Source organism: Alteromonas sp. ASW11-130 (assembly GCF_026183735.1).
Taxonomy (GTDB): Bacteria; Pseudomonadota; Gammaproteobacteria; order Enterobacterales; family Alteromonadaceae; genus Alteromonas.
On record NZ_JAPFRE010000016.1, the window covers coordinates 180,601 to 202,809 of the forward strand.

Consider the following 22,209-nt stretch of genomic DNA (forward strand, 5'->3'; position numbering starts at 1 on the left):
TTATTCAATGCAGAAAATGGTCACTACTGAGCGCGAATGTACTGCGCGCTTAGTACCAGCAGGTAATATTGTAAAGATCCCTGAGGGAGAGTTCGTCAACATTACCCAGGATCTCGGTGGCAATTACACCGTCACCTGGCGTGGCAATATGTATCGTATAGATGGTACGGATGCGGATGCGATAGGGCGTAAACCGCAAGTACTGAACTTTTCTGCTACCGATGATAATACCATCGACGAAAAACAGGTGTGGGAAGCGCTAGAAACCATATTTGATCCCGAAATTCCGATTAACTTAGTGTCGCTCGGTTTGATTTATAACGTGGCCATTGAGCAATCGACGAACACTGTTAACATTGACATGACACTCACTGCGCCGGGATGTGGTATGGGTCCGGTGTTGGTAGGTGATGTTGAATACCGAGTCGGGATGGTGCCTAACGTTGACAAAGTCAACGTAGAATTAGTGTTTGACCCGCCGTGGTCGCGGGATATGATGAGCGAAGAAGCTCAGCTTGAAGCGGGATTATTTTTTTAAAGAAGGTTACCCATGCAGTTACCAAGTAGTCAGGAAATTATTGATGATTTAGCCTTCTTTGATGATTGGGAGCAACGCTACCAATACATCATCGATTTGGGAAAAGCTCTACCCGGATTACCAGAAGAGGAACGCACAGCGGACCGCTTAGTTAAAGGCTGTCAAAGTCAGGTGTGGATGGTTGCACGAAGTAAGGATGGAAAATTACTGTTTGACGTGGACAGTGATGCGGTAATTGTACAAGGCCTTTTAGCGTTAGTTCTGGCGGCGTACAACGATAAAACGCCTGTACAGATCCTGGATTTCGATATCGACGCGTATTTTGAAGAACTGGATCTGGAACGGCATATTACCCCAACCCGTGGGAATGGTTTGCGTGCTATCGTTGCGAAAATCAACGGGTTAGCCAGAAACGCCGTTCATTAGTAGTTGATTGCGATTCCCCTCTGGTCAATTGAGTAAGAATTGCCTATAATTCGCGCCCAAATTTATTCGATTAGTTTACGGAGACAGAAAAGATGGCTCTTGAGCGTACATTTTCTATTATTAAGCCAGATGCGGTAGCAAAAAACGTTATTGGCGCAATCTACAACCGTTTTGAATCTGCCGGTTTGCGCATTGTTGCATCTAAAATGATTCACATGAGCAAAGAACAAGCCGAAGGCTTCTACGCAGAACACAAAGAGCGTCCTTTCTTTGGTGCACTGGTTGATTTCATGACATCGGGTCCAGTCATGGTGCAGGTTCTTGAAGGTGAGAATGCGGTTGTTAAAAATCGTGAAATCATGGGCGCAACTAACCCAGCGGAAGCGGCTGCGGGTACGTTACGTGCAGATTACGCAGTATCTATTGACGAAAATGCAGTCCACGGTTCAGATGCGCCTGAATCTGCAGCACGTGAAATCGCGTATTTCTTCTCAGACGAAGAAATTTGCCCTCGCACACGTTAATCGTCTACTGACAGTTAACAAGGAAGGGAGCTGACGCTCCCTTTTTGCGTACTAGGCTTGGTAACAGGCTATTTTATTAAGTGTTATTTTTAAAGGTCAAATCATGACAAAAACAAACCTGCTAAATCTCAATCGCACAATGATGCGTGAGTTTTTTAATGAGATTGGCGAAAAGCCGTTCCGCGCCGATCAGGTGATGAAATGGATCTATCAGCAGGGGGTTAGTGACTTTGCCGAAATGAGTAACCTTAATAAAGGACTACGTGAAAAACTTGAAGAGCACTGTGAAATTGTCGCTCCGGAAATTGCATATTTTCAAGAAGCCAGTGACGGTACAATCAAATTCGCTTTGGCCCTAGCGGGGGGGCAGGAAGTTGAATCGGTCTGGATACCAGAGAGTGATCGCGCAACATTGTGCGTATCATCTCAGGTTGGCTGTGCACTTGAATGCACGTTCTGTTCAACAGCCCAACAAGGCTTTAACCGAAACTTAAGTGTTAGCGAAATTATTGGTCAGGTTTGGCGGGTAGCTACTCATCTGGGATTATCAAAAGACACCAGCAAGCGCCCTATTACCAACGTTGTGATGATGGGGATGGGTGAACCGTTACTCAACCTCAAAAACGTAGTCCCAGCGATGGATTTAATGTTGGATGATTTTGGCTTCGGTTTGTCCAAACGTCGGGTAACGTTAAGTACATCCGGTGTGGTGCCAGCGCTCGATAAACTTGGTGACCAAATCGATGTTGCACTCGCCATTTCTCTCCATGCTCCTAATGACGAGTTGCGTGATGAAATTGTGCCAGTAAATAAGAAGTACAACATTCAGGAGTTCTTAGCTGGAGTTCGTCGTTACTTATCTAAATCAAAGGCCAATCAGGGCAAAGTAACCGTCGAGTATGTGATGCTTTCTCACATCAATGACAGTACGGATCAAGCTCATGAGCTTGCTAAGGTATTGCAAGAAACGCCTAGCAAAATTAATCTTATTCCTTTTAATCCATATCCAGGTTCTCCTTATACCTGCTCGAGTAATTCGCGAATTGATCGTTTTGCTAAAGTGTTGATGGAATATGGGTATACTGTGGTAGTGCGTAAAACACGCGGTGACGATATTGATGCAGCGTGTGGTCAATTAGTGGGTGATGTTGTAGATCGTACTAAAAGAATGTTAAAAAAGCAGATGAAGGGCGAAGCCATTTCGGTAAAAATGAGCTCATAACGATAACAAGAGTGAATAGCGCATGCGCAAAGTTGTTTTAGCTTTAGTCTTAATAGTAACAGGATGTGTAAGCCAAACTCAGCCAGGCGACTATATTGGCGACGAGTTTGATCAGGAAAGAGCGGCTAAAACGCGTATTTCGCTAGGTCTGACCTATTTGAAAAATGGTAATTACTCTCAAGCGAAAGCCAATCTTGATCAAGCATTGCAATATGCTCCGAGGCTAGCGGATACGCATTACTCGCTTGCGTATTATTATCAACTGGTAGGTGAAACCCAACGCGCGGATGAATCATATTCAAATGCGCTGCAATTAGCTCCGCGTAATGCAGATATCGCAAACAGTTACGGTGCCTTTCTTTGCCAACTTAAGCGATACGAGGACGCAAATGAATACTTCGAAAGTGCGTTGAATAATCGCCAATATGCTAACGCGGCAGAGACCTACGAAAATATGGCACTTTGTGCGCAGGAACAAGGGCGCACAGAAGCGGCTGTTGCCTATTTGCAAAGTGCTCTGAATCATCAACCTTCCCGGGCTAAAAGCCTGTTTTTACTCACTGAACTTTATATTGACAACGCGCAGTGGGCAAAAGCTAGAGCCAGCTTGCGCAAATATGAACGGGTAGCGCGGGTATCAGCTGAATCGCTATGGTTGCAGGTTAAGGTGGCAGAAGGGCTAAAAGATTATCATACCGCAAAGGGTTATGGAGACATGCTAATGACTATGTTTCCACAAAGTGCGCAAGCGAAAGTCTATAAAGAGCAAAAGGATAACTGGGTAAGGCCCCAAATAGAAGTCACCCGTAAAAAGACCTCTTCAAAACTTAATGATTTGGTCAACGAATCTGAAACCAATCATTCAGAGGAAACACAAAGGGACGTTGCTCAATCGGAGATGAAAGAGCCTAAAACTGAAAAAGCAGTTGAAACCGAAGACACGTCTATCGAATCGGTGAGGAATCAAACGGTACCCTTACAAGATAAACCTGAAAATACACTTTCGCAAAAAAATCCGCCTTTCCATATTGTTCAGACTAAGGAAAATCTGTACCGTATTTCACTGTTGTATAATTTGAAAATGTCTACACTTCAAAAGTGGAATCAACTCGACGATTCAGCTGTTCTCAAAACGGGCACGCGTTTATGGTTAGTTCCACCAGAACAACAACACCAATAATTAAGTAGGGCTTATGGAAATAGAAGAACAACAAGAACAAGACAAGCCATCTCGTCCCAGTCCCGGTATGATGCTTAAATCTGCACGGGAACAGCAAGGTTTGAGTCAACAGGACATTGCTGACAAGTTGTTCATTAAACCGCAAAGCGTAGACGACATTGAGAACGATAAAGTTGATCCACGAATATCCATAACCTTTACCAAAGGTTATGTGAAAATGTACGCTAAACATGTTGGTCTTGATGATAAAGCTGTGATCGCTGAATTTGAAAAACTACATGCAGCGCCGGCACCTCAAGCCCATTTTCAAAGTTTTTCAAAAAAAGTGAACAAACAGGCCCATGATGATCGCTGGATGATGGTAACGTACGTTATCTTGTTCCTAATTATTGCTGGTGTAGTAGGGTGGTGGTATCAGCAATCTAACGATGATTCACTGATTGAAGATGCTAATCAAACCCTGTCGGTTCCTCCTACCGACAGTGAAGAAACGTTCCAACAGATACCGATCAATGAAGACACGTTTAATCGGCAATCTGATACTCTCCAAAATTCGACCGAGCAGAGTATTGAAGCGGCCCAAGATAATACCACACAGATTACCCAAGACAGGTTTCCCCTGCCTGATGAAAAGGAGTCTGAAAACAGCAATGTAGACGTGGCCGATAGACAGGATAACCCTCGGCAAAACAGTGGCGTTACAGAGGATGATAGCAAAGAATTAGCGGAACAAACGGAAACTGGAAAAACGGCATCATTAGAATTTACCTTTGGCGAGGATTGTTGGGTAAATATTAAAGATTCTACAGGGGAAGCGATAGCGTATGGGGTTAAAGACGCTGGCCGTGTTATGACAGTTAACGGTATCCCCCCATTTGATATCACATTAGGTGCTCCAGATGAGGTGAGTATCAGGTATAATGGCGAGCCCGTAGACATTTCTTTTTATCAGAATGGTCGCACGGCCCGTATTAAGTTACCTTACTAGGAATTTTCATGTTCGCAGAAAGTCCCATTAAACGTCGTCAATCGACTCGAATTTATGTTGGCAATGTACCTATTGGTGATGGTGCCCCTATCGCCGTTCAGTCCATGACCAATACCCAAACTACTGATGTTGAAGCCACCGTCAGTCAGATTAAGCGTATTCAGGCTGTTGGTGGTGAGCTGGTCCGGGTATCAGTTCCTACTATGGATGCGGCAGAAGCTTTTAAACTTATCCGACAACAAGTTTCCATACCCGTCATTGCGGATATTCATTTTGATTACCGTATTGCCTTAAAAGTGGCTGAATACGGGGCGGACTGTCTTCGCATCAATCCAGGTAACATCGGCAATATTGAACGGGTAAGAGCTGTAGTCGATTGTGCTAAAGATAAAAAAATTCCTATCCGGATAGGGGTAAACGGGGGGTCCCTGGAGCGCGACCTACAGGAAAAATATGGCGAACCTACTCCTGAAGCATTAGTTGAATCAGCTATGCGCCATGTAGATATTCTGGATAAGTTAAATTTCGATCAATTCAAAGTCAGTGTTAAAGCTTCAGACGTATTTTTAGCCGTAGGCGCGTACCGTCGGTTAGCCAAAGAAATTAATCAGCCCTTGCATCTTGGCATAACTGAAGCAGGGGGACTACGTGCAGGATCTGTGAAAAGTTCTGTCGGTTTGGGTATGCTGCTCGCAGAAGGAATAGGCGATACCCTACGTATCTCACTTGCAGCCGACCCGGTGGAAGAAATAAAAGTGGGTTTTGATATTTTAAAATCCCTTCGTATTCGCGCACGTGGTATCAATTTTATTGCTTGTCCCAGCTGTTCGCGACAAGAGTTCGATGTTATCGGCACGGTAAACGCGCTGGAGCAAAGGTTGGAAGATATTCTAACTCCAATGGACGTTTCCATAATTGGTTGTGTAGTTAATGGGCCTGGCGAAGCAGAAGTGTCTGATTTAGGTTTGACAGGTGCGCGAAACATGAGCGGCTTCTATTTGGACGGCAAACGTCAGCGAGAACGTCTAGCCAATGATGATCTCGTCGACCAACTGGAAAAGCGTATTCGCGCTAAGGCCGCGCAATTAAACGAAAACAATAAAATACCCGTTGAAGTTAAAGAGTAGAAAATTAGGTGCACTGTGGTAATGCAGTGATTGTTGTTTAAACGTAAAGCCCCTATAATACGGGGCTTTTATTTGTCAGTATGAGAGTGCAAGGTGGCTAAAACCATTCAAGCGATTCGCGGCATGAACGATTGCTTGCCGCAAATGTCAGGTGCATGGAACCGCGTCGAAGAGACAATCCGTCAGGTTGTCGCCAATTACGGTTATCAGGAGATACGCACTCCAATTGTAGAAAGCACTGACTTATTTAAACGATCTATTGGTGAAGTTACTGATATCGTTGAAAAAGAAATGTATACCTTTGAAGATCGCAACGGTGATAGCCTGACCCTGCGACCTGAAGGTACGGCAAGTTGTGTCCGAGCGGGTAACGAGCACGGTTTGTTCTATAACCAGCAGCAACGTCTGTGGTATATGGGACCGATGTTCAGACATGAGCGGCCTCAGAAAGGTCGCTATCGACAGTTCCATCAATTTGGTGTAGAGGTCTATGGGTTAGACGGGCCAGATATTGACGTAGAAGTGATATTGCTCAGCGCCAGGTTGTGGAAAGTTTTTGGCATGTCCGAGCATGTTAAGTTGCAGATAAATTCGCTGGGCTCTAATGAAGCCCGTCAAGCATATCGCGATGCCTTGGTAGCGTTTTTAACAAAACACGAAGATAAGCTTGACGAAGATAGCCGTCGCCGTATGACGACAAATCCATTAAGGGTTTTGGATAGCAAAAATCCCCAAGTACAATCGGTTTTAGCGGATGCGCCCTCGTTGCTTGATTGCCTTGATGTGGACTCGAAAGAACATTTTTCACAATTGTGTGAACGATTAAGCCAGGCGGGTATCCAATACGAGGTTAACCCACGCTTGGTACGCGGCCTAGATTATTATAACCGTACTGTTTTTGAGTGGGTAACTGATAGCTTGGGGGCTCAGGGGACGGTATGTGCAGGCGGTCGTTATGATGGTCTGGTTGAGCAGCTTGGTGGTAAACCCTCGCCAGCCGTAGGGTTTGCCTTGGGTCTTGAGCGATTGGTGTTATTGCTTGAAACGTTGCAAGGGAGCGCGTTCGAACACGCTGCGGCAGATGTTTATGTTTGTGCGTTAGGTCAGGAAGCGGAAGCGACCGCATTAAACCTGGCCGAATCGTTGCGAGACGAGCTACCTCAGTGCAAGTTGATGATGCATTGCGGCGGTGGAAATATGAAAAAGCAACTTAAACGTGCTGATAAGTCGGGGGCGAAAGTAGCCTTGATTCTGGGAAGTGAGGAAATCACTAATCGTACGGCAACACTTAAACCACTTAGATTAGAACAATCTCAACAAACCGTGGAGTTCGATAATTTGGCGGCTACAATCGCCACCCTTATCGAAGTTAAATAATTTTATGTTATACCCCTGCTAATATGTCGCCAGGGGATGACAATACGTGAATTAATGCATTAGAGGTAAAAAGATGGAACAGTACGCCACCGAAGAACAACAAGTAGAGGCGATTAAAAAATTCTGGAAAGAAAACGGCATAGCAATCGTAGTCGGAGCAGTGATTGGTTTAGGCGGTTTATGGGGTTGGCGTTATTATAGTGATAGTCAGCTTGCTGCAAAAGAGGAAGCGTCTGCTGCTTATCAAAAAGTAGTAGAAGCCCAGGATGATATACAAAGTACAGAACAGCTGGATACCTTTATTCAAAATAATGCAGATTCAGGCTATGCGAATATTGCTGGACTAGTGGCAGCGCAGAAAGCCGTTGATGCGAATGATTTTTCTGAAGCTGAAGAGCAACTACAAAGGGTCGTAAATGAAGCCGACGATGCTAACTTAGCTGCGGTAGCTTCAATCAGATTAGCCCGAGTGCAGTTGGAAATGGGAAAAACCGAAGATGCTCTGGCGTCTTTGGATAAAGTAAACTTAGATAGTTTTGCTGCCCAAGTTGATGAAATTAAAGGGGATGTCTACGCACGTCAGGGTGATGTAGAAAAAGCGAAAGAAGCATACACTCGCGCACTAGCTGCCGCAGGGAATAACCCTTTGATTCAAATAAAACTGGATAATCTTTCGGTTGCTGGTAACGCAGAATAAAAGAGGCGGTCTTCATGTTTTTAACTGCTAATAGTAACAAGAAATTAAGCGTAGCAGGGCTGTTATCTTTATCTTTACTGCTTTCTGGCTGTTCTACCATTTCAGACTGGTTTGCTGATGAGGAAGAATTAGAAATCAGGAAGCTTACACCCATTGAAGAGAAGTTTACCCCTACCGTTGTATGGGAGCAGGAAATTGGAGACGGTGTCGAAGATTACTTTTCCCGCCTTCGTCCTGTATATGATAATAATAAGGTGTTTGTCGCAGCCCGCCGTGGGGAAGTTGCAGCGTTGAATCCGCTATCCGGTAAAGTCTTGTGGAAAAAGAATTTCGCCAAGTTTAACGACGAAGGAATGATGGATTCGATTAGTCGACTTTGGTCTAGCGGTGAGTCAGCCAAACTTGCAGGTCTGTCCGCGGCCGATAATATGCTTTTTATCGGCACTGAAGATGGCGGTGTGATTGCGCTGCAGCAGGAAGATGGCGCGTTAGCATGGCAGACAACCGTATCAGGTGAAGTGTTAGCTCCACCAGCCATAGCAGAGGGCGTCTTACTGGTTAACACAGGAGCGGGCGTATTATTTGGTCTTGACGCTCGCACTGGTGAGCAAAAGTGGCGCAGTGAGTCAGATGTTCCTCCATTAACTCTACGCGGTATATCTGCTCCTACGGCAGCTAGTGGGGGGGCCATTATTGGCACGCCAACTGGCAAGTTACAGGTTAATATTCTTGAATCAGGAATTATTGCCTGGGAGACAGCAGTGACCACCCCGGCGGGAGCAACTGAGCTGGAACGTATTGTCGATATTGATTCTTCTCCTCTTTTGTACGGTGGTATCGTTTACTCTATTGCTTATAACGGAACGCTCGCGGCAGTTGAGCTACGTAGTGGACGTGTTATCTGGAAGCGTGAATATGCTTCTTACAGAAACCTGACCTTAAGTGGAAACCAAATCTTCGTGGTGGATAACAACTCTCATATTTACGCATTGGATCGCCGAAATGGTGTTGAACTATGGTCGCAAAATAGTTTGAAGCATCGCTCAGTTACCGAAGCTGAACCTATTGAAGATTATATCGTTGTTGGCGATAAATGGGGCTTCCTACATTGGTTAGAACAAGAAACGGGTAAAATCGTAGCTAGGTATTCGCTAGGCGGCGACGATGAAGACGAATCTATATATGTATCGCCGCTTACGGTTGAGGGTAATATTATCGCGGTGACCCGCGAAGGCAAAGTGGCCGCAATTGCTTCAAAATAAATAGCATGTAAATCTCTAACAAAGTTTACGCACACTGCTTATACTTATACCAAAAGGTACTTTACTGGCCGCAACTCTTTGCGGCCTGTGTTTTTTTAATAAATTGTCATTAGGAATGCTTTCATGTTGCCTGTTGTTGCACTAGTAGGAAGGCCAAATGTCGGTAAGTCGACATTATTTAATCGTTTAACCAATACCCGTGATGCACTGGTTGCCGATTTTCCGGGTCTTACTCGTGATCGTAAATACGGTCAGGCGATGTTTGAACAAAAACAATTTATTGTGGTTGATACAGGTGGTATCACGGGCGACGAAGAAGGAATTGATGCCAAAATGGCGCATCAGTCTTTATTAGCTATAGAAGAAGCTGATGTAGTATTGTTTCTTTTGGACGCAAGGGCCGGCCTTTTACCCGCAGATCAAGGCATTGCGGACCACTTGCGCAGGACAGGAAAAAAAGTTCTAGTTGTAGCAAACAAGGTTGATGGCATTGACGGACATAGTGAAAGCGCCGATTTTTATCGTTTAGGTATTGGTGACGTAAACCAAATTGCTGCGGCACACGGCCGTGGGGTAAGCCAGTTAATGGATTTAGCGCTGGAACCCCTGAAAAACCAATTCCCTGATATGCAGGTCTCACCTAAGGTTCAGCAGGAAGAAGAAGACGCTGAAGCGCAGTTGCAGCGATTACAGGACTTACCTATTAAACTTGCTATTGTAGGTAAACCTAATGTAGGTAAATCTACTTTAACCAATCGGATATTGGGCGAAGACAGGGTAGTGGTTTACGATATGCCTGGCACCACCCGTGATAGCGTCTTTATCCCGCTAACCCGTGACGATCGCGAATACGTTTTGATAGATACAGCCGGGGTTAGAAAACGCGGCAAAGTAACCGAAGCTATTGAGAAGTTTTCTATTGTAAAAACCTTGCAGGCAATTGAAGAGGCCAACGTCGTCTTATTAGTTATTGATGCACGTGAAGGGATAACTGACCAAGATTTAAGCTTATTAGGTTTTGTTTTAAACTCAGGACGTTCGTTAGTGCTAGCGGTAAACAAGTGGGATGGTCTCAAAACAGATGTTAAAGATGAAATCAAACGCGAGCTTGATAGACGTTTAGGTTTTATCGACTTTGCCCGTCTACATTTTATTTCTGCATTACATGGGACAGGTGTAGGGAATTTATTTGAATCAGTAAACGAAGCTTACGAAAGTGCCACTAAACGTATTAATACCGCCATGCTGACTCAAATTATGGAAATGGCACAGCAAGATCATCAACCTCCTTTAGTTCGTGGCCGCAGAGTTAAGATGAAATATGCTCATGCAGGAGGCTATAACCCACCTGTTATTGTCATCCACGGTAATCAGGTAGATGACTTATCTAACGCGTACAAACGGTATTTAATGAACTATTTCAGAAAGTCGCTTAATGTAATGGGCACGCCGATTCGTATTGAATTCCGTGAAGGAAGTAATCCGTTCGAGGGTAAAAAAAATCAACTTACGTTAGCACAACAACGTAAACGCAAGCGCATGATGGCTTTCCACAATAAGAAAAAGTGACGGCGATTTTTACCGTCACTTTCTTCCACTTCGCCATCGCGGTTTACCTTCGTTACCGCCGCTCACCTTCGCCATCGCCGGGCAACTTCGCCATCGCCGGGCAACTTCGTCATCGCCAGGCAACTTCGTCATCGCCTCGAACGAGGCGATCTTCTTCGTGCTACAGAGAGTCCAAATAAACACTTTTCATAAACTCCCTCGTCCTGCTTGAAAGGTTCCCGCCTGCGCGGGAATGACGTAGGTGGTGTTATCGCCTCGAACGAGGCGATAACCATTTGTGTCAACCTAAGCTATTTTGATTATTTGCGTTCACGATAACAGGCTATGGGGTCCCGATTTTCATCGGGATGACGAGTGGGTTAAGGTATGACAATGGATTAAGCGAGGTAGTAGCCGAACTGTAAAAACACCCGACATCGTGATGGCAATCACGATCTCCTTTGTACACAACGAGGGCTGAAATTTCTTGTCTACCAGAGCTATATTGATTATTTGCGTTCACGATAACAGGCTATGGGGTCCCGATTTTCATCGGGAAGACGAAGGAGATACGGGACGACGAAGGAGAATCCGGATGACGAAGGGTTAAGGCATTATATCTGTCCGACGTGTTGAATGAGTGATTCTATACCATCAGGATAAATTTAGTCTGGCGGCGATATGATCCCCTAACGCATTAATTAATTCCTGCATTTGTATAACAGCGTGATCAAACCCATCTTGATTTAGATTACGGCGTAAATTGAAGATATACATCTTCTTACTCTTATCGGGAAACTGGATCCAATATTTGCCGCTTAAAATCGCTTCTCCATTAGATACCGGTAAAAAATCATCCACTGCAATAGCGATTTCTGCGTGCGGTAATACTTCGTTGTGTGTTGCCAGAGTAACGGGTACTGATAAAACGTGGTGGTGTTGCCACAGCGCATGCTCTAAGGCTTTAATCATACCACTTTGAACTGGTTCAGCCCAAACATGGTGGGGCGAAAAATGCAAAGTGGTTGCGCTGGTTTGCATAACTAAACTTCTTTGTTTCAAGTATTCCGGTAATGCCAGCTTTTGTAATGAAATCTGAAAACGAGGTTGCTTATCAGCTGTAATTGCGCTTTGAGGCGAATGTAACAGGTAGTAATTCAAATTAATTGACTGAGAAACGCAACCTGTCAGAAACGTTACGATCAATACTAACCAGAATGTTGACTTCATTTGTTTGCTCCTGAGTTTTTCGCTTTAGGTTGAACATCCATTTCGCTGCCTGTAGCAAAAAACAGTCCATTAGGTTTCTGATTAAGTTGTAATAATATAGGTTGGATATTGCGCAATGTTTCTTGCAATGAATCCATGGTTTCTTGTGTTTCTGATTTGCTTAACCCTCCTTCGGAAAAGTTACGTAGGAGAGCTGACATTTCATCAAGTACCTCATTCAGGTTACCGTTGAGTTGTTCAGCATCAATATCTTTAACCAGTGTGTCAAAGTTGTCCGCAGTTGTTTTAACCGAGGTTGCTGCTTCACCTAAATCTGCGATAACTGTTCCGATATCACCAATTAATGTATCTAAAGGAAGCTGATTGATTTTATCTAAAATAGCATCTGCTTTTTGCGTTAGCTGCGTAAATTCGTTGGACACAGTTGGAATGACTTCAAGTCCATTGATGGTTCTTAGTGGTATCGCTTTATGTTCCTCTACGTGGTTTAAATCTACGTAAAGCCCACCTGTCAACACATTACCCATACGAAGGCTGGCGCGTAAATCCTGTGCTATCCACTTTTTCATGGTTTGTTTAACAAATTCCAATCCTTGTTCACTATCATCCTGTCGCACTTTGCCAGGGTAAATCGAAATAACCACAGGAATAGGAAAATCTTCTTGTAAAATATTGCCCTCTGTTACACCGCCAGCATTGATGCTGCGAACTTCGCCAATCTCTATACCACGATATTCAACCGGTGCTCCAACTTTCAATCCACGAACCGTTTCATCTATTAGTAATAAGTACTCCGCGGCTAATTTAAATCTGGCATTTATTGCCGCAGTTTGGTCCTCAAAGATTGTGAAAAATGCATTCTCTGTTACCTGTTCGCCCGGATATACTCCTTCGGGTATACCAAATGTAATCCCATTTGCTAACAAAGTTTCAAGACTTCCGGTTTCAATTTTCACTCCACTTGATTCCAAATTAAGTTTGACGCCACTCACGTTCCAAAACCGTGTATTTTGAGTAATAAGTTTGTGGTAAGGGGCTTCGATGAAGGCTTCGTAATAAACAACACGTTCATCAATATTAAAAGAAGAATCTTCGAATTCACCCACTTTGAAACCCTTGTAGATAATAGGATCGCCAGGCTTATAGGCTAGTTCGTCATCACTGGTTAAAGAAAGGTGAAGCCCGGGCGTTCCTGGCGGCGTTACAGGGGGGCGTTCCTGCGCCACGAAATGATGTTGCTCTACACCCTTATCACTTGCACTCATTGCGATGTATGCACCAGATAAGAGTGTGCTTAGCCCAGAGACTTCAGAGAAACTAATTCGCGGTGATACCACCCAAAATTGTGCTTTATCAGTAAGCAGTTGAGCAGCACCTGCGTCAATACGGGCATGCACCAAAACGCCCTCAAGATCCTGCTTCAATTCAATTTTCTTTACTTGGCCGATATTTAAATCACGTACCTTTATCGGGGTTTTATTGACCTCAATACCCGCCGCAGATCGCATTTCGATAGTGATCATAGGACCCTGATTACTCCATTGATACCAAACCAGCCATCCGCCCACAATCAGCACTAGAATAGGAATTATCCAAATTTTGGATACGGTGGATGTGGGCTTGATATGCGCATTTTCGTTCATACAACAGACTTCCTGTTTTGCCAGATCATTCGAGCATCAAAGGTTATAGCAGCTAACATGGTGACAAACACCACAGCACAAAACGCTAAAGCAGCCGGACCAGGGTAGATTGATAAGGTATTACCTAGTTGAATTAGTGCAACTAGAATTGCCACCACAAATACGTCAATCATCGACCAACGACCAATCCATTCGACTAATCGAAAATATTTAATACGTACTTGCGGATTATTCAACATCCCTGATTGCACACTTAAATTCAACCACGCTAAAATCAGAATTTTTGCTACGGGCACGACCACACTGGCTATCAGAATAATAATTGCTATGGGATATGAGCCCATTTCCCACAGTGCTATTACGCCACCAATGATGGTGCTAGGCTCGCTTCTACCGAATATGCTGGTAGTCATTATGGGTAATATATTGGCTGGAATATATAATAGCGTAGCGGTTAATAACAGCGCCCATGTACGTTGAATACTGGTGCTGGCCGTAGTCGAATCGAGCGGCTTTTCTTCGGGTACCTTTCTGCCATGTACCCAATACGCGGTTTGGGAGGCGTCAAAATAGAATAAGGCGGAACTCATCGTAATTGTAAAGCCGAAATATGCATAAAAAGAGGGGCCAACATCTATATCTGCCAGTGACGTAATCTTTATCAGACTCACCAATATTCCGACTAAAAAGATTTCTGCCATACTCCAGGGTAGCGCCAGCATCACCATGTTGTAGACGCGCCTCAAATAAGGGGAATAGTGATGCGTCATCCTCGCCCACATTAACCAGCACACTCCAATTAATAATATTGCTGGAAGAATAACAGTCGCCAAACCGGTAATGATAGCCAGTGATAAATATTTATTAGCTGCCAACACCGCTAAAGCTGACCACAAATCCAATGAATGTAGCTGACCATTTAATTTGAAAGTCAGGAAATCAAATAAAAGCGAAAGAAAAAGCAGAACGACTGCACTGAAGGCCAGGGCTAACGTTATTTGCGTTTCGTTGTGGCGATACGTTAACAAAGTATGACCACATCGGGGGCATACTGCTTTTTGCTTATGCTGCAATGATGGTAAATAACTTACTTTGCCACAATCTCTGCAAGAAACTTTCAGGCCGTGAGGGGTTGTCATTTAGCGCCTTACACTCTACCCAGTTAATTTATACCAATTTACCCTTGTGGATGTACACAAAATGGTGGATTGGCTGGATCCGATATCATTCTTCAATAGATACTAAAAAGCCAGCTAATCAGATTAGCTGGCTGATAGAAAAATCGCTTTTTTTTAAGGACTTAGCAATTAAAAGCTAGCATTGCCGGGGGTTCTTGGGAAGGGGATAACGTCACGAACGTTTTGCATGCCTGTTACATAGGCGACTAACCGTTCAAAACCTAATCCAAAGCCTGAATGCGGCACTGTCCCATAGCGTCGTAAATCGCGATACCAGCTGTAGTCTTCCTTATCCAATCCCATAATTTCTAAACGTTGGTCAAATACGTCCAATCGTTCTTCACGTTGTGAGCCCCCGATAATTTCGCCTATACCTGGTGCCAGAATATCCATCGCCGCAACAGTTTTACCGTCATCATTTAAGCGCATGTAGAATGCTTTTATGTCCTTGGGATAGTTTTGCATGATGATAGGTGCACCCACATGCTCCTCGGCCAGGTAACGCTCATGTTCGGAAGATAAATCAATCCCCCAGTCAACTGGAAACTCAAACTTTTTATCACAGGATTTCAGAATTTCAATAGCATCCGTGTAGTCCATACGAACAAAGTCTGAACTGATCAGTTTTTCTAAACGATTAATAACATCTTTATTGATGCGTTGCGCGAAGAAAGCCATATCATCAGCGCGCTCGTCAAGCACCGCCTTACAAACATACTTAAGCATATCTTCGGCTAATTGCGCTATATCTGATAAATCCGCAAAGGCCACCTCAGGTTCTATCATCCAAAATTCAGCAAGATGGCGCGAGGTGTTACTATTTTCGGCGCGAAATGTTGGGCCAAAGGTGTATACCTTCGACATGGCATTGCAGTAGGTCTCAACATTTAACTGGCCAGAAACAGTTAAATAGGTTTCTTTACCAAAAAAGTCCTGACTGTAATCAACATCACCTTTGTCAGTGTAGGGAATATTCATCATATCAAGTGTGGATACGCGGAACATTTCACCGGCACCTTCGGTATCACTTGCGGTAAGAATAGGCGTGCTAATCCAATAGTATCCGCGCTCATGAAAAAATCGGTGAATCGCTTGTGAAAGACAGTTGCGTACTCGGGTCACTGCACCTATAACATTAGTACGCGGTCTTAAATGCGCATACTCACGTAAAAACTCAATGGAGTGACGTTTTGCCGCCATCGGATACGTATCCGGATTTTCGACCCAACCGACGACTTCTATTGATTCAGCTTCGATTTCAATTGATTGGCCTTGGCCCTTTGACTCTTTAACGGACCCCACCACCGAAATTGCACAACCGGCGGTCAGACGCTGAACATCCTGATAATTAGATAACGAATTTAACGCAATAACCTGAACAGGATCGAAACAGCTACCATCATGGAGGGCTACGAACGAAAGACCTGCTTTAGAATCCCTACGTGTTCTTACCCAGCCTTTTACTGTTACTTGTTCGCCAACCGCGTACTTTCCTTTAAGTACGTCGACAACGGGCGCATGCGTCATTGTTCAGTCTCCGATAATTTGTGTCAATATTGGCAAGTATCTTCGCACACTTAGTTTATTTGTGCACTCACTGCTATACTTTTTACTTACTACAATTTATGTAATTTATACTATCCGTACATCAGTTGATTGTACGGTGAGGCTATTCACCTTCTGGGTGAGCCTGATTGTCAGACATACACCGTATAGACGTTAATAGCTAATGGGAGCTAGTATACTCATCCTTCGATGGGTTACCAGAGATTAGTAACGATATGAGAAGAAAAAAGACAGAAGAGGGGCGCCCGCTAGACCGACGCCATAAGCCGAAAATTAAAGATGGGCTCTATCGGCTAATAATCGTTATTAATTCATTGGCCTGGGCCATATTAGTGGCTGCGCTTATTACTTTCCACTTTGCCCGGCCCGAGTTTGTCAGCGGTGTGCAGGAATATTGGGGAATTGAAGCCAGTACTGGATGGTCGCGGGAACATGTAACTCGGCTATTTGCTTTATTACAGCTGTGTCTGGGGTTAAGCCTGGTTGCTATGCTGTTAAGAGCGCGCCGCACAAGGCGGCGCAATGACTATTACGGTATTAATTTATTTATTCTGGTGGGTATTTCTATAGTCAGTTTGTTTACCTTATCTATCAATATTATGGGTTAATCGCTTAATTAATAAATGCAGAATTAATTAAGAAGTAAGTGTAGATAATATACGCACTGACAAAGGCGCCACCTTCTAAGCGATTAAGGCGTCCGGGCCCTTTAATACCGATACAGAAAATAAGCAACGCGACTGATGCAGCCAACATAAATACGATATCGCGATAGAGGAAAATGGGCTCCACACTCATGGGTTGAATTAATCCGGCAATACCCACAACAGCCAAAGTATTGAACATGTTCGAACCAATCACATTGCCCAGCGCAAGGTCATGCTCGCCTTTTCTTACCGCCATTAACGACGATGCCAATTCGGGCAATGATGTACCAATCGCAATGACTGTCAACCCAATTATCGTATCACTTACCCCAAAGAAGGTGGCAACCTCAACGGCTCCCCAAACCAATACTCTCGATGACGCAATGAGCAGCAGTAAACCAGCTACGAGCCATATTAAGTTCATTTTGATGGATGTGTCAGCGTGGCTAATTTCTTCGCTGAACTCCTCTGCCAGGGCATCTTTATCTCCACGTATTCCTTGCCAGACACTCCATGAAACTAACAGAATAAAAATACCGATAAGCGTAAACGCATCGTCTTTGGACACTTCAAAATCAAGCAGTTGCCATGCAGCCAAAAACATAATCGCTAACATGATAGGAAGTTCACGACGAATTATTTCGGAACGCACTGCTATAGGGCTGATCAATGCCGTTAAACCCAGGATTAGCGCTATATTGGCAATGTTAGAACCATAGGCGTTACCCAATGCGATGCCTGCGTTTCCCTGTAATGCCGCAAATATTGAGACGATAATTTCGGGGGCGGATGTACCGAAACCTATGATTAACATACCGATAAGTAAAGGGGACACCCCAAAATGATTGGCAATACCGGCAGAGCCGTTTATGAATTTTTCCGCACTCCACAGCAAAACGGGTAGACCTACAATAATTGCGATAATCGCCAGAGTCATTTTTTCTCCTTATTTGTTCTGCTATTTCTTAATTTTTTTAATAAGTTAGCAGGATTGCATTTATTAATGGTGACGATAAAAAAATATACACAAATATCACTTTGTAATTTTGCGACATTGTATACACTGCGACACCATAAAGGTAATCCTGATTTGGTATTTATTAGTTTCTTGACCACAATCAGATCCATAAAATTAATTATTGGAATTTTTAACTGCTAATGCACAACACCTTAATTGTAACTGACGATATCACGCTCTTCTCTGATACCGATTTGCCTGTTATCAGCTTTGATGATTATCTAGCTGACTTTCCTAAATTGAATGAGCCTAAGACGCGGGTGATCAATCTATGCGATACCAATAAGTATTTGAGTCAAGGTTACTATTGTTCATTACTAGCGCAGGCTCGCAGTCACCGAGTCCTTCCTAGCGTCAATACGATTAACGACCTGCGTTTGGATCCAACGGGTAAAGGTGCAGTACGTATTTCTCTACCAGAAAAGTTTTCGATGCCGGAAGATGTTTCTTTGCCTACAACATTTTACGCTTTTTTTGGTCGCTCAAATGCACCATATTTTAAAGAGATTGCGACTAAGGCATTTAATCAATACGCGTGCCCAATATTACAACTTACGTTGCATCTTGCTCAGGAATGGGAGTCAACCCCAAAAGCGCACGCCAAACCCCATAACCTCGGTTTTGTCGAATGTGAAGCAATAGGATTACGTCAGCTTCCAGGTGAGCTACAAGCCGACTGTATTGAAGAGTTACGAGCCTATACAACGCGGCAGTGGCAAGGTGTGCGCAAGGGCAAGCATATGCGCTGGGATATGGCGATTTTAGTTAATCCAGATGAACCAACCCCTCCCAGTGATGAAAAAGCATTGAAAAGCTTCGTGAAAGCAGCAGAAAAGGTAGGTTTTCATGCGCAGCTTGTCACCAAGCTAACACCACAAGACCTGGCTCAATTCGATGCGTTATTTATTCGCGAAACGACGGCAATTGATCATCACACGTATAGACTTGCCCGCAGTGCAGAACGAGACGGGCTGATCGTAATAGATGATACTGAATCCATTTTGCGTTGTTGTAATAAAGTATTTTTGCAAGATGCCTTTACTTATCAAAAAGTTCCCGCCCCGCGTAGCGAGTTAATATCAGAAGCAAACGAAGAGATATGTAATAAACTGATTGAAGACTTAGGCATGCCTTTAGTTTTAAAACTGCCTGAAAGTTCATTTAGTCGTGGCGTTTATAAAGTTGAACACCCCAAAGAGCTCAAAAATAAGCTTAAAGAAATGTTGGCCGAATCGGCATTAGTCTTGGTCCAGGAATATGTATTTACTGAATTTGACTGGCGGATTGGTATGTTGGGCGGCAAGCCGATTTACGCCTGTAAATACTTTATGGCGCGTAACCATTGGCAAATATACCATCATAAAGGAGACGAAGTTAGCTCTGGTGGATTTACAACTATGCCAACATTCGAGGTGCCCAAACCTGTGCTACAGGCCGCGATAAAAGCAGCTAAAGTGGTAGGAAATGGACTATATGGCGTCGATCTAAAACAGTCAGGCAACAAGGTTTACGTTATTGAAGTAAACGATAACCCAAGTATTGACGCAGGGGTAGAAGATAATTATTTGGGTAAAGAGCTGTATCAGCTAATTATGCAGGAGTTTGCTAATCGTCTTGAGCAAAGAGGTCGATGAGCGACATTCAAAGCGGTCTAGTGACACTTCGCCAGGCTACGCTGGATGACTTGAAAAAGTTAGGAGAAATTGAACACCGTTGCTTTAGCAACGATAGGCTGAGCGAAAGAAGGATGCGTTATTACATAGGCGCCAGTCACGCGCGGCTGATAGTGGCGACACTTAACGGTGAAGTAATGGCCTATGCGTTACTTCTTTTACGCCAGGGAACACAGTTAACCAGGCTTTATTCGATCGCTGTATTACCCCAAGCCCGGGGGAATAAACTGGCAGAAAAACTGATAAATGACCTTGAACAGTTTGCGGTAAGCTGCGGCAAACATTTTATGCGCTTAGAAGTCTCTGAAAATAATGTCGCGGCTATTTCTGTGTATGAACGATTAGGCTTTAAGCGATTTGGTATATACACGGACTACTATGAAGACCATAGCGATGCATTACGTATGCAAAAGGTATTACGCTTTTCCAACAAAGCCAAAGCACAGGATATATATCCGTGGTACAGACAGACTACTGAATTTACCTGCGGCCCGGCGGCACTTATGATGGCAATGAAAAAACTGTCGCCTGAATTTGACATGCGTCAACAAACTGAACTTGATTTATGGAGAAGGGCAACCACCATTTACATGACATCTGGGCACGGAGGGTGTCACCCAATTGGGTTAGCGTTGGCGGCACATGAGCAAGGCTATCAATCAGAAGTTTGGCTTAATCAGGCATTGCCGTTGTTTGTTGAAGGGGTTCGGAATCAACACAAAAAAGACATAATCACGCTGGTAGAGTCACACTTCGAAGAGCAAGCGAATCGAACAAATGTACCAGTCAAGAAATTTAATTGGGGCATAGCCGACTTGGAAGCCGCATTAAAAGCGGGTGGGACAGTGGTATGCTTAATTAGTACCTATCCGTTAGCCAAGTTAAAAGCGCCGCATTGGGTGGCAGTCACACATGTAGATGACAAGTGTTTTTATTTGCATGACTCTGATCCGACTACTTACGAAAGTCACTTGCTCGAATTTCAGCATATTCCAGTGGCGCGTGAGGATTTTCTTCGCTTCACCTGTTATGGAAAGCGTAAAATTCGCTCAGCTATCGTGTTGTTCCGGCCTGACAAGTAGGCTAGTACAATACTGCCGTTGACAAGGTCTATCGCTTAAACCAAAAAGCGATCATCCGCACGTAAGGTAACGGCTTATCATTTCTAGTGGGTCGAGCGATTTCTGGAAATCTTTGACTCAAAGCGCTTGAATGAGCTAACCAACTGCACTAAATCAACCGAATGACCATTGTAAGTCTCAGGTTTAGTGGTCTGGCGTCCCTTGATTGCATGGTTAATAGTATTCGACGCATCGAAACTAGAGGTTTTTTCAAGCAGGCCTTTCCACTCTTTTTTTAGTGAACTAGGAATGCTATGGCGTTTCGCATAAAGTTTGTCCCTGATTTGCAACACTTGTCCGATTAACAATGTATTTTTATCAAACATCTCTACTACCTTTAATACCCATTATGTTGTATAGAAAACCTTTTAAAATCAAGCTTTCTGGATCTGAGTGTAGATCAACAAACTTGGTCAAAAGGTGCTTTGTTCAATAGGTAAGTAGCAATTCTGATACCTGAACTTGCCAAATCCGACAAACTAAAAAAAATTTAATGTCATAAGTGGTTATTTTTGCACAAATTAAGGAGCACTGCTGGTCAGGCTATTGGGGAGCAACTGAGCACCGTCTTTAGATTTTTTATCAAAAAGGTATGTAGCTTTTTCTTATATTTGTAGAGTTTGGTGTAGAAGTGAAATGTATTTTTATTTCCTCTATTCTTCAATATTTGAAGGCTGTCCTATGCTAACGAATAGAAATCACGTAGTGCCTGCAGGATGATACTTGCGATTATGTCTCCACTGTTTTAATTTTACTGCCGTCCAATAGGGGGCCCACATAATTACATTAATAATAATCGCCGAGATAAGACTAAAAACCACCGCCTCTGGAGAAAGCGGAATAGAGGGGTGAAAATTATCTAAGACCCGCCGTAAAGTCTCGTTTTGCGACGGCGATAGCATGTACCAGGCCTGCTGGTAATAATGACCTCGATTCAGAACCCTGATTCCCTCGTTGAGCTCCTTAAGCATTGCAAGTGTGTTAACCTTGTTTTGTGTATCGTCTCTAACTACAGGGTTGCTACTTTTTTCAAGTTCAGCCAGCATGTCTTCTAGATGAGTGTAACCATGGCGAACTGATAACGCTTTGTATTCTTCAACCTGGGCGGCAGTTGCGTCATAGTAGCCAGTTAAATACTGGCGATAATGATCAGCAAGAATAGGCACTTGCAACGCTACCAAAAGCAACGTTGCAAATAGTATCTTATCTAGCACCCTCACAAACAGCGTCATTTTTCAGTAACC

The 22,209-nt window shown here is 43.8% G+C and carries 21 protein-coding genes; 14 read left to right on the forward strand and 7 right to left on the reverse strand.

All coding sequences use genetic code 11. The annotated features are described in order from the left end of the window. The first annotated feature begins 7 nt into the window (after window positions 1–7). The 11 genes from sufT to der all read left to right on the forward strand — a co-directional run bounded on the left by sufT (window position 8) and on the right by der (window position 10,910). On the forward strand, window positions 8–538 hold the full coding sequence (gene sufT / locus OPS28_RS05875; protein ID WP_265608530.1) for a putative Fe-S cluster assembly protein SufT: 531 nt from the start codon (window positions 8–10) through the stop codon (window positions 536–538). Between the two features lie 12 nt (window positions 539–550). Further along, a complete protein-coding gene (locus tag OPS28_RS05880) occupies window positions 551–964 on the forward strand; it encodes a SufE family protein (RefSeq protein WP_265608531.1) in 414 nt (137 codons plus the stop codon). 92 nt (window positions 965–1,056) lie between these two features. Further along, window positions 1,057–1,488, forward strand: coding sequence for a nucleoside-diphosphate kinase (gene ndk, locus OPS28_RS05885; protein WP_265608532.1), 432 nt, complete (start codon window positions 1,057–1,059; stop codon window positions 1,486–1,488). A gap of 103 nt (window positions 1,489–1,591) precedes the next feature. Beyond that, window positions 1,592–2,710, forward strand: a complete 1,119-nt coding sequence (locus OPS28_RS05890) for a bifunctional tRNA (adenosine(37)-C2)-methyltransferase TrmG/ribosomal RNA large subunit methyltransferase RlmN (protein ID WP_265608533.1) — start codon at window positions 1,592–1,594, stop codon at window positions 2,708–2,710. 22 nt (window positions 2,711–2,732) lie between these two features. Beyond that, entirely contained in the window at window positions 2,733–3,890 is a 1,158-nt protein-coding gene (gene pilW, locus OPS28_RS05895; RefSeq protein WP_265608534.1) for a type IV pilus biogenesis/stability protein PilW, read from the forward strand. Window positions 3,891–3,903: 13 nt separating this feature from the next. Next, the gene (locus OPS28_RS05900) at window positions 3,904–4,878 is read left to right on the forward strand and encodes a RodZ domain-containing protein (protein WP_265608535.1); all 975 of its coding nucleotides are present in this window, start codon (window positions 3,904–3,906) and stop codon (window positions 4,876–4,878) included. An 8-nt stretch (window positions 4,879–4,886) separates the two neighbouring features. Continuing rightward, entirely contained in the window at window positions 4,887–6,005 is a 1,119-nt protein-coding gene (gene ispG / locus OPS28_RS05905) for a flavodoxin-dependent (E)-4-hydroxy-3-methylbut-2-enyl-diphosphate synthase (RefSeq protein WP_265608536.1), read from the forward strand. 93 nt (window positions 6,006–6,098) lie between these two features. Next, window positions 6,099–7,382 (forward strand): histidine--tRNA ligase, encoded by a 1,284-nt coding sequence (gene hisS, locus OPS28_RS05910; protein WP_265608537.1) that lies wholly within the window; start codon window positions 6,099–6,101, stop codon window positions 7,380–7,382. Between the two features lie 73 nt (window positions 7,383–7,455). Further along, window positions 7,456–8,079, forward strand: a complete 624-nt coding sequence (locus OPS28_RS05915) for a YfgM family protein (RefSeq protein ID WP_265608538.1) — start codon at window positions 7,456–7,458, stop codon at window positions 8,077–8,079. 14 nt (window positions 8,080–8,093) lie between these two features. Then, entirely contained in the window at window positions 8,094–9,341 is a 1,248-nt protein-coding gene (gene bamB, locus OPS28_RS05920) for an outer membrane protein assembly factor BamB (protein WP_265608539.1), read from the forward strand. Window positions 9,342–9,464: 123 nt separating this feature from the next. Next, window positions 9,465–10,910 carry a ribosome biogenesis GTPase Der gene (der, locus tag OPS28_RS05925; RefSeq protein ID WP_265608540.1) on the forward strand — a complete coding sequence of 482 codons (1,446 nt, stop codon included), beginning with the start codon at window positions 9,465–9,467 and terminating at the stop codon, window positions 10,908–10,910. A 633-nt stretch (window positions 10,911–11,543) separates the two neighbouring features. Here der and OPS28_RS05930 read toward each other — a convergent pair. From OPS28_RS05930 to asnS, 4 genes are all read right to left on the reverse strand, one after another. After that, window positions 11,544–12,119: a PqiC family protein gene (locus OPS28_RS05930; protein WP_265608541.1), complete on the reverse strand. Its 576-nt coding sequence runs from the start codon at window positions 12,117–12,119 to the stop codon at window positions 11,544–11,546. Then, window positions 12,116–13,762 (reverse strand): intermembrane transport protein PqiB, encoded by a 1,647-nt coding sequence (gene pqiB / locus OPS28_RS05935; protein ID WP_265608542.1) that lies wholly within the window; start codon window positions 13,760–13,762, stop codon window positions 12,116–12,118. The genes OPS28_RS05930 and pqiB overlap by 4 nt, the downstream gene beginning before the upstream one ends. After that, a complete protein-coding gene (locus OPS28_RS05940) occupies window positions 13,759–14,901 on the reverse strand; it encodes a paraquat-inducible protein A (protein WP_265608543.1) in 1,143 nt (380 codons plus the stop codon). The genes pqiB and OPS28_RS05940 overlap by 4 nt, the downstream gene beginning before the upstream one ends. A 168-nt stretch (window positions 14,902–15,069) precedes the next feature. Next, entirely contained in the window at window positions 15,070–16,467 is a 1,398-nt protein-coding gene (gene asnS, locus OPS28_RS05945; RefSeq protein WP_265608544.1) for an asparagine--tRNA ligase, read from the reverse strand. A gap of 254 nt (window positions 16,468–16,721) precedes the next feature. Here asnS and OPS28_RS05950 point away from each other — a divergent pair, with 254 nt between their 5' ends. Further along, the gene (locus tag OPS28_RS05950; protein ID WP_265608545.1) at window positions 16,722–17,114 is read left to right on the forward strand and encodes a hypothetical protein; all 393 of its coding nucleotides are present in this window, start codon (window positions 16,722–16,724) and stop codon (window positions 17,112–17,114) included. A 4-nt stretch (window positions 17,115–17,118) separates the two neighbouring features. Here OPS28_RS05950 and OPS28_RS05955 read toward each other — a convergent pair whose 3' ends face one another. After that, window positions 17,119–18,090 carry a calcium/sodium antiporter gene (locus OPS28_RS05955; protein ID WP_265608546.1) on the reverse strand — a complete coding sequence of 324 codons (972 nt, stop codon included), beginning with the start codon at window positions 18,088–18,090 and terminating at the stop codon, window positions 17,119–17,121. A 221-nt stretch (window positions 18,091–18,311) separates the two neighbouring features. On the opposite strand from OPS28_RS05955, the gene OPS28_RS05960 reads away from it, so the two are divergent. Beyond that, window positions 18,312–19,805 (forward strand): RimK family protein, encoded by a 1,494-nt coding sequence (locus OPS28_RS05960; protein ID WP_265608547.1) that lies wholly within the window; start codon window positions 18,312–18,314, stop codon window positions 19,803–19,805. Next, window positions 19,802–20,926, forward strand: coding sequence for a GNAT family N-acetyltransferase/peptidase C39 family protein (locus OPS28_RS05965; RefSeq protein ID WP_265608548.1), 1,125 nt, complete (start codon window positions 19,802–19,804; stop codon window positions 20,924–20,926). Before OPS28_RS05960 ends, OPS28_RS05965 begins: the two co-directional genes overlap by 4 nt. Before the next feature lie 83 nt (window positions 20,927–21,009). Here the strand turns inward: OPS28_RS05965 and OPS28_RS05970 are convergent, their stop codons facing one another. Together OPS28_RS05970 and OPS28_RS05975 are read right to left on the reverse strand one after the other, a co-directional pair. Then, entirely contained in the window at window positions 21,010–21,291 is a 282-nt protein-coding gene (locus OPS28_RS05970; protein ID WP_265608549.1) for a hypothetical protein, read from the reverse strand. 372 nt (window positions 21,292–21,663) lie between these two features. Beyond that, window positions 21,664–22,197, reverse strand: coding sequence for a DUF2937 family protein (locus OPS28_RS05975; RefSeq protein WP_265608550.1), 534 nt, complete (start codon window positions 22,195–22,197; stop codon window positions 21,664–21,666). Window positions 22,198–22,209 lie beyond the last annotated feature (12 nt).

What these genes read in the sequence shown, in the direction of transcription:
- sufT (WP_265608530.1), top strand. Translation starts at nt 8, where the DNA reads ATGCAGAAAATGGTCACTACTGAGCGCGAATGTACTGCGCGCTTAGTA.
- OPS28_RS05880 (WP_265608531.1), top strand. Translation starts at nt 551, where the DNA reads ATGCAGTTACCAAGTAGTCAGGAAATTATTGATGATTTAGCCTTCTTT.
- ndk (WP_265608532.1), top strand. Translation starts at nt 1,057, where the DNA reads ATGGCTCTTGAGCGTACATTTTCTATTATTAAGCCAGATGCGGTAGCA.
- OPS28_RS05890 (WP_265608533.1), top strand. Translation starts at nt 1,592, where the DNA reads ATGACAAAAACAAACCTGCTAAATCTCAATCGCACAATGATGCGTGAG.
- pilW (WP_265608534.1), top strand. Translation starts at nt 2,733, where the DNA reads ATGCGCAAAGTTGTTTTAGCTTTAGTCTTAATAGTAACAGGATGTGTA.
- OPS28_RS05900 (WP_265608535.1), top strand. Translation starts at nt 3,904, where the DNA reads ATGGAAATAGAAGAACAACAAGAACAAGACAAGCCATCTCGTCCCAGT.
- ispG (WP_265608536.1), top strand. Translation starts at nt 4,887, where the DNA reads ATGTTCGCAGAAAGTCCCATTAAACGTCGTCAATCGACTCGAATTTAT.
- OPS28_RS05915 (WP_265608538.1), top strand. Translation starts at nt 7,456, where the DNA reads ATGGAACAGTACGCCACCGAAGAACAACAAGTAGAGGCGATTAAAAAA.
- bamB (WP_265608539.1), top strand. Translation starts at nt 8,094, where the DNA reads ATGTTTTTAACTGCTAATAGTAACAAGAAATTAAGCGTAGCAGGGCTG.
- der (WP_265608540.1), top strand. Translation starts at nt 9,465, where the DNA reads ATGTTGCCTGTTGTTGCACTAGTAGGAAGGCCAAATGTCGGTAAGTCG.
- OPS28_RS05930 (WP_265608541.1), bottom strand. Translation starts at nt 12,119, where the DNA reads ATGAAGTCAACATTCTGGTTAGTATTGATCGTAACGTTTCTGACAGGT.
- pqiB (WP_265608542.1), bottom strand. Translation starts at nt 13,762, where the DNA reads ATGAACGAAAATGCGCATATCAAGCCCACATCCACCGTATCCAAAATT.
- OPS28_RS05940 (WP_265608543.1), bottom strand. Translation starts at nt 14,901, where the DNA reads ATGACAACCCCTCACGGCCTGAAAGTTTCTTGCAGAGATTGTGGCAAA.
- asnS (WP_265608544.1), bottom strand. Translation starts at nt 16,467, where the DNA reads ATGACGCATGCGCCCGTTGTCGACGTACTTAAAGGAAAGTACGCGGTT.
- OPS28_RS05950 (WP_265608545.1), top strand. Translation starts at nt 16,722, where the DNA reads ATGAGAAGAAAAAAGACAGAAGAGGGGCGCCCGCTAGACCGACGCCAT.
- OPS28_RS05955 (WP_265608546.1), bottom strand. Translation starts at nt 18,090, where the DNA reads ATGACTCTGGCGATTATCGCAATTATTGTAGGTCTACCCGTTTTGCTG.
- OPS28_RS05960 (WP_265608547.1), top strand. Translation starts at nt 18,312, where the DNA reads ATGCACAACACCTTAATTGTAACTGACGATATCACGCTCTTCTCTGAT.
- OPS28_RS05965 (WP_265608548.1), top strand. Translation starts at nt 19,802, where the DNA reads ATGAGCGACATTCAAAGCGGTCTAGTGACACTTCGCCAGGCTACGCTG.
- OPS28_RS05970 (WP_265608549.1), bottom strand. Translation starts at nt 21,291, where the DNA reads ATGTTTGATAAAAATACATTGTTAATCGGACAAGTGTTGCAAATCAGG.
- OPS28_RS05975 (WP_265608550.1), bottom strand. Translation starts at nt 22,197, where the DNA reads ATGACGCTGTTTGTGAGGGTGCTAGATAAGATACTATTTGCAACGTTG.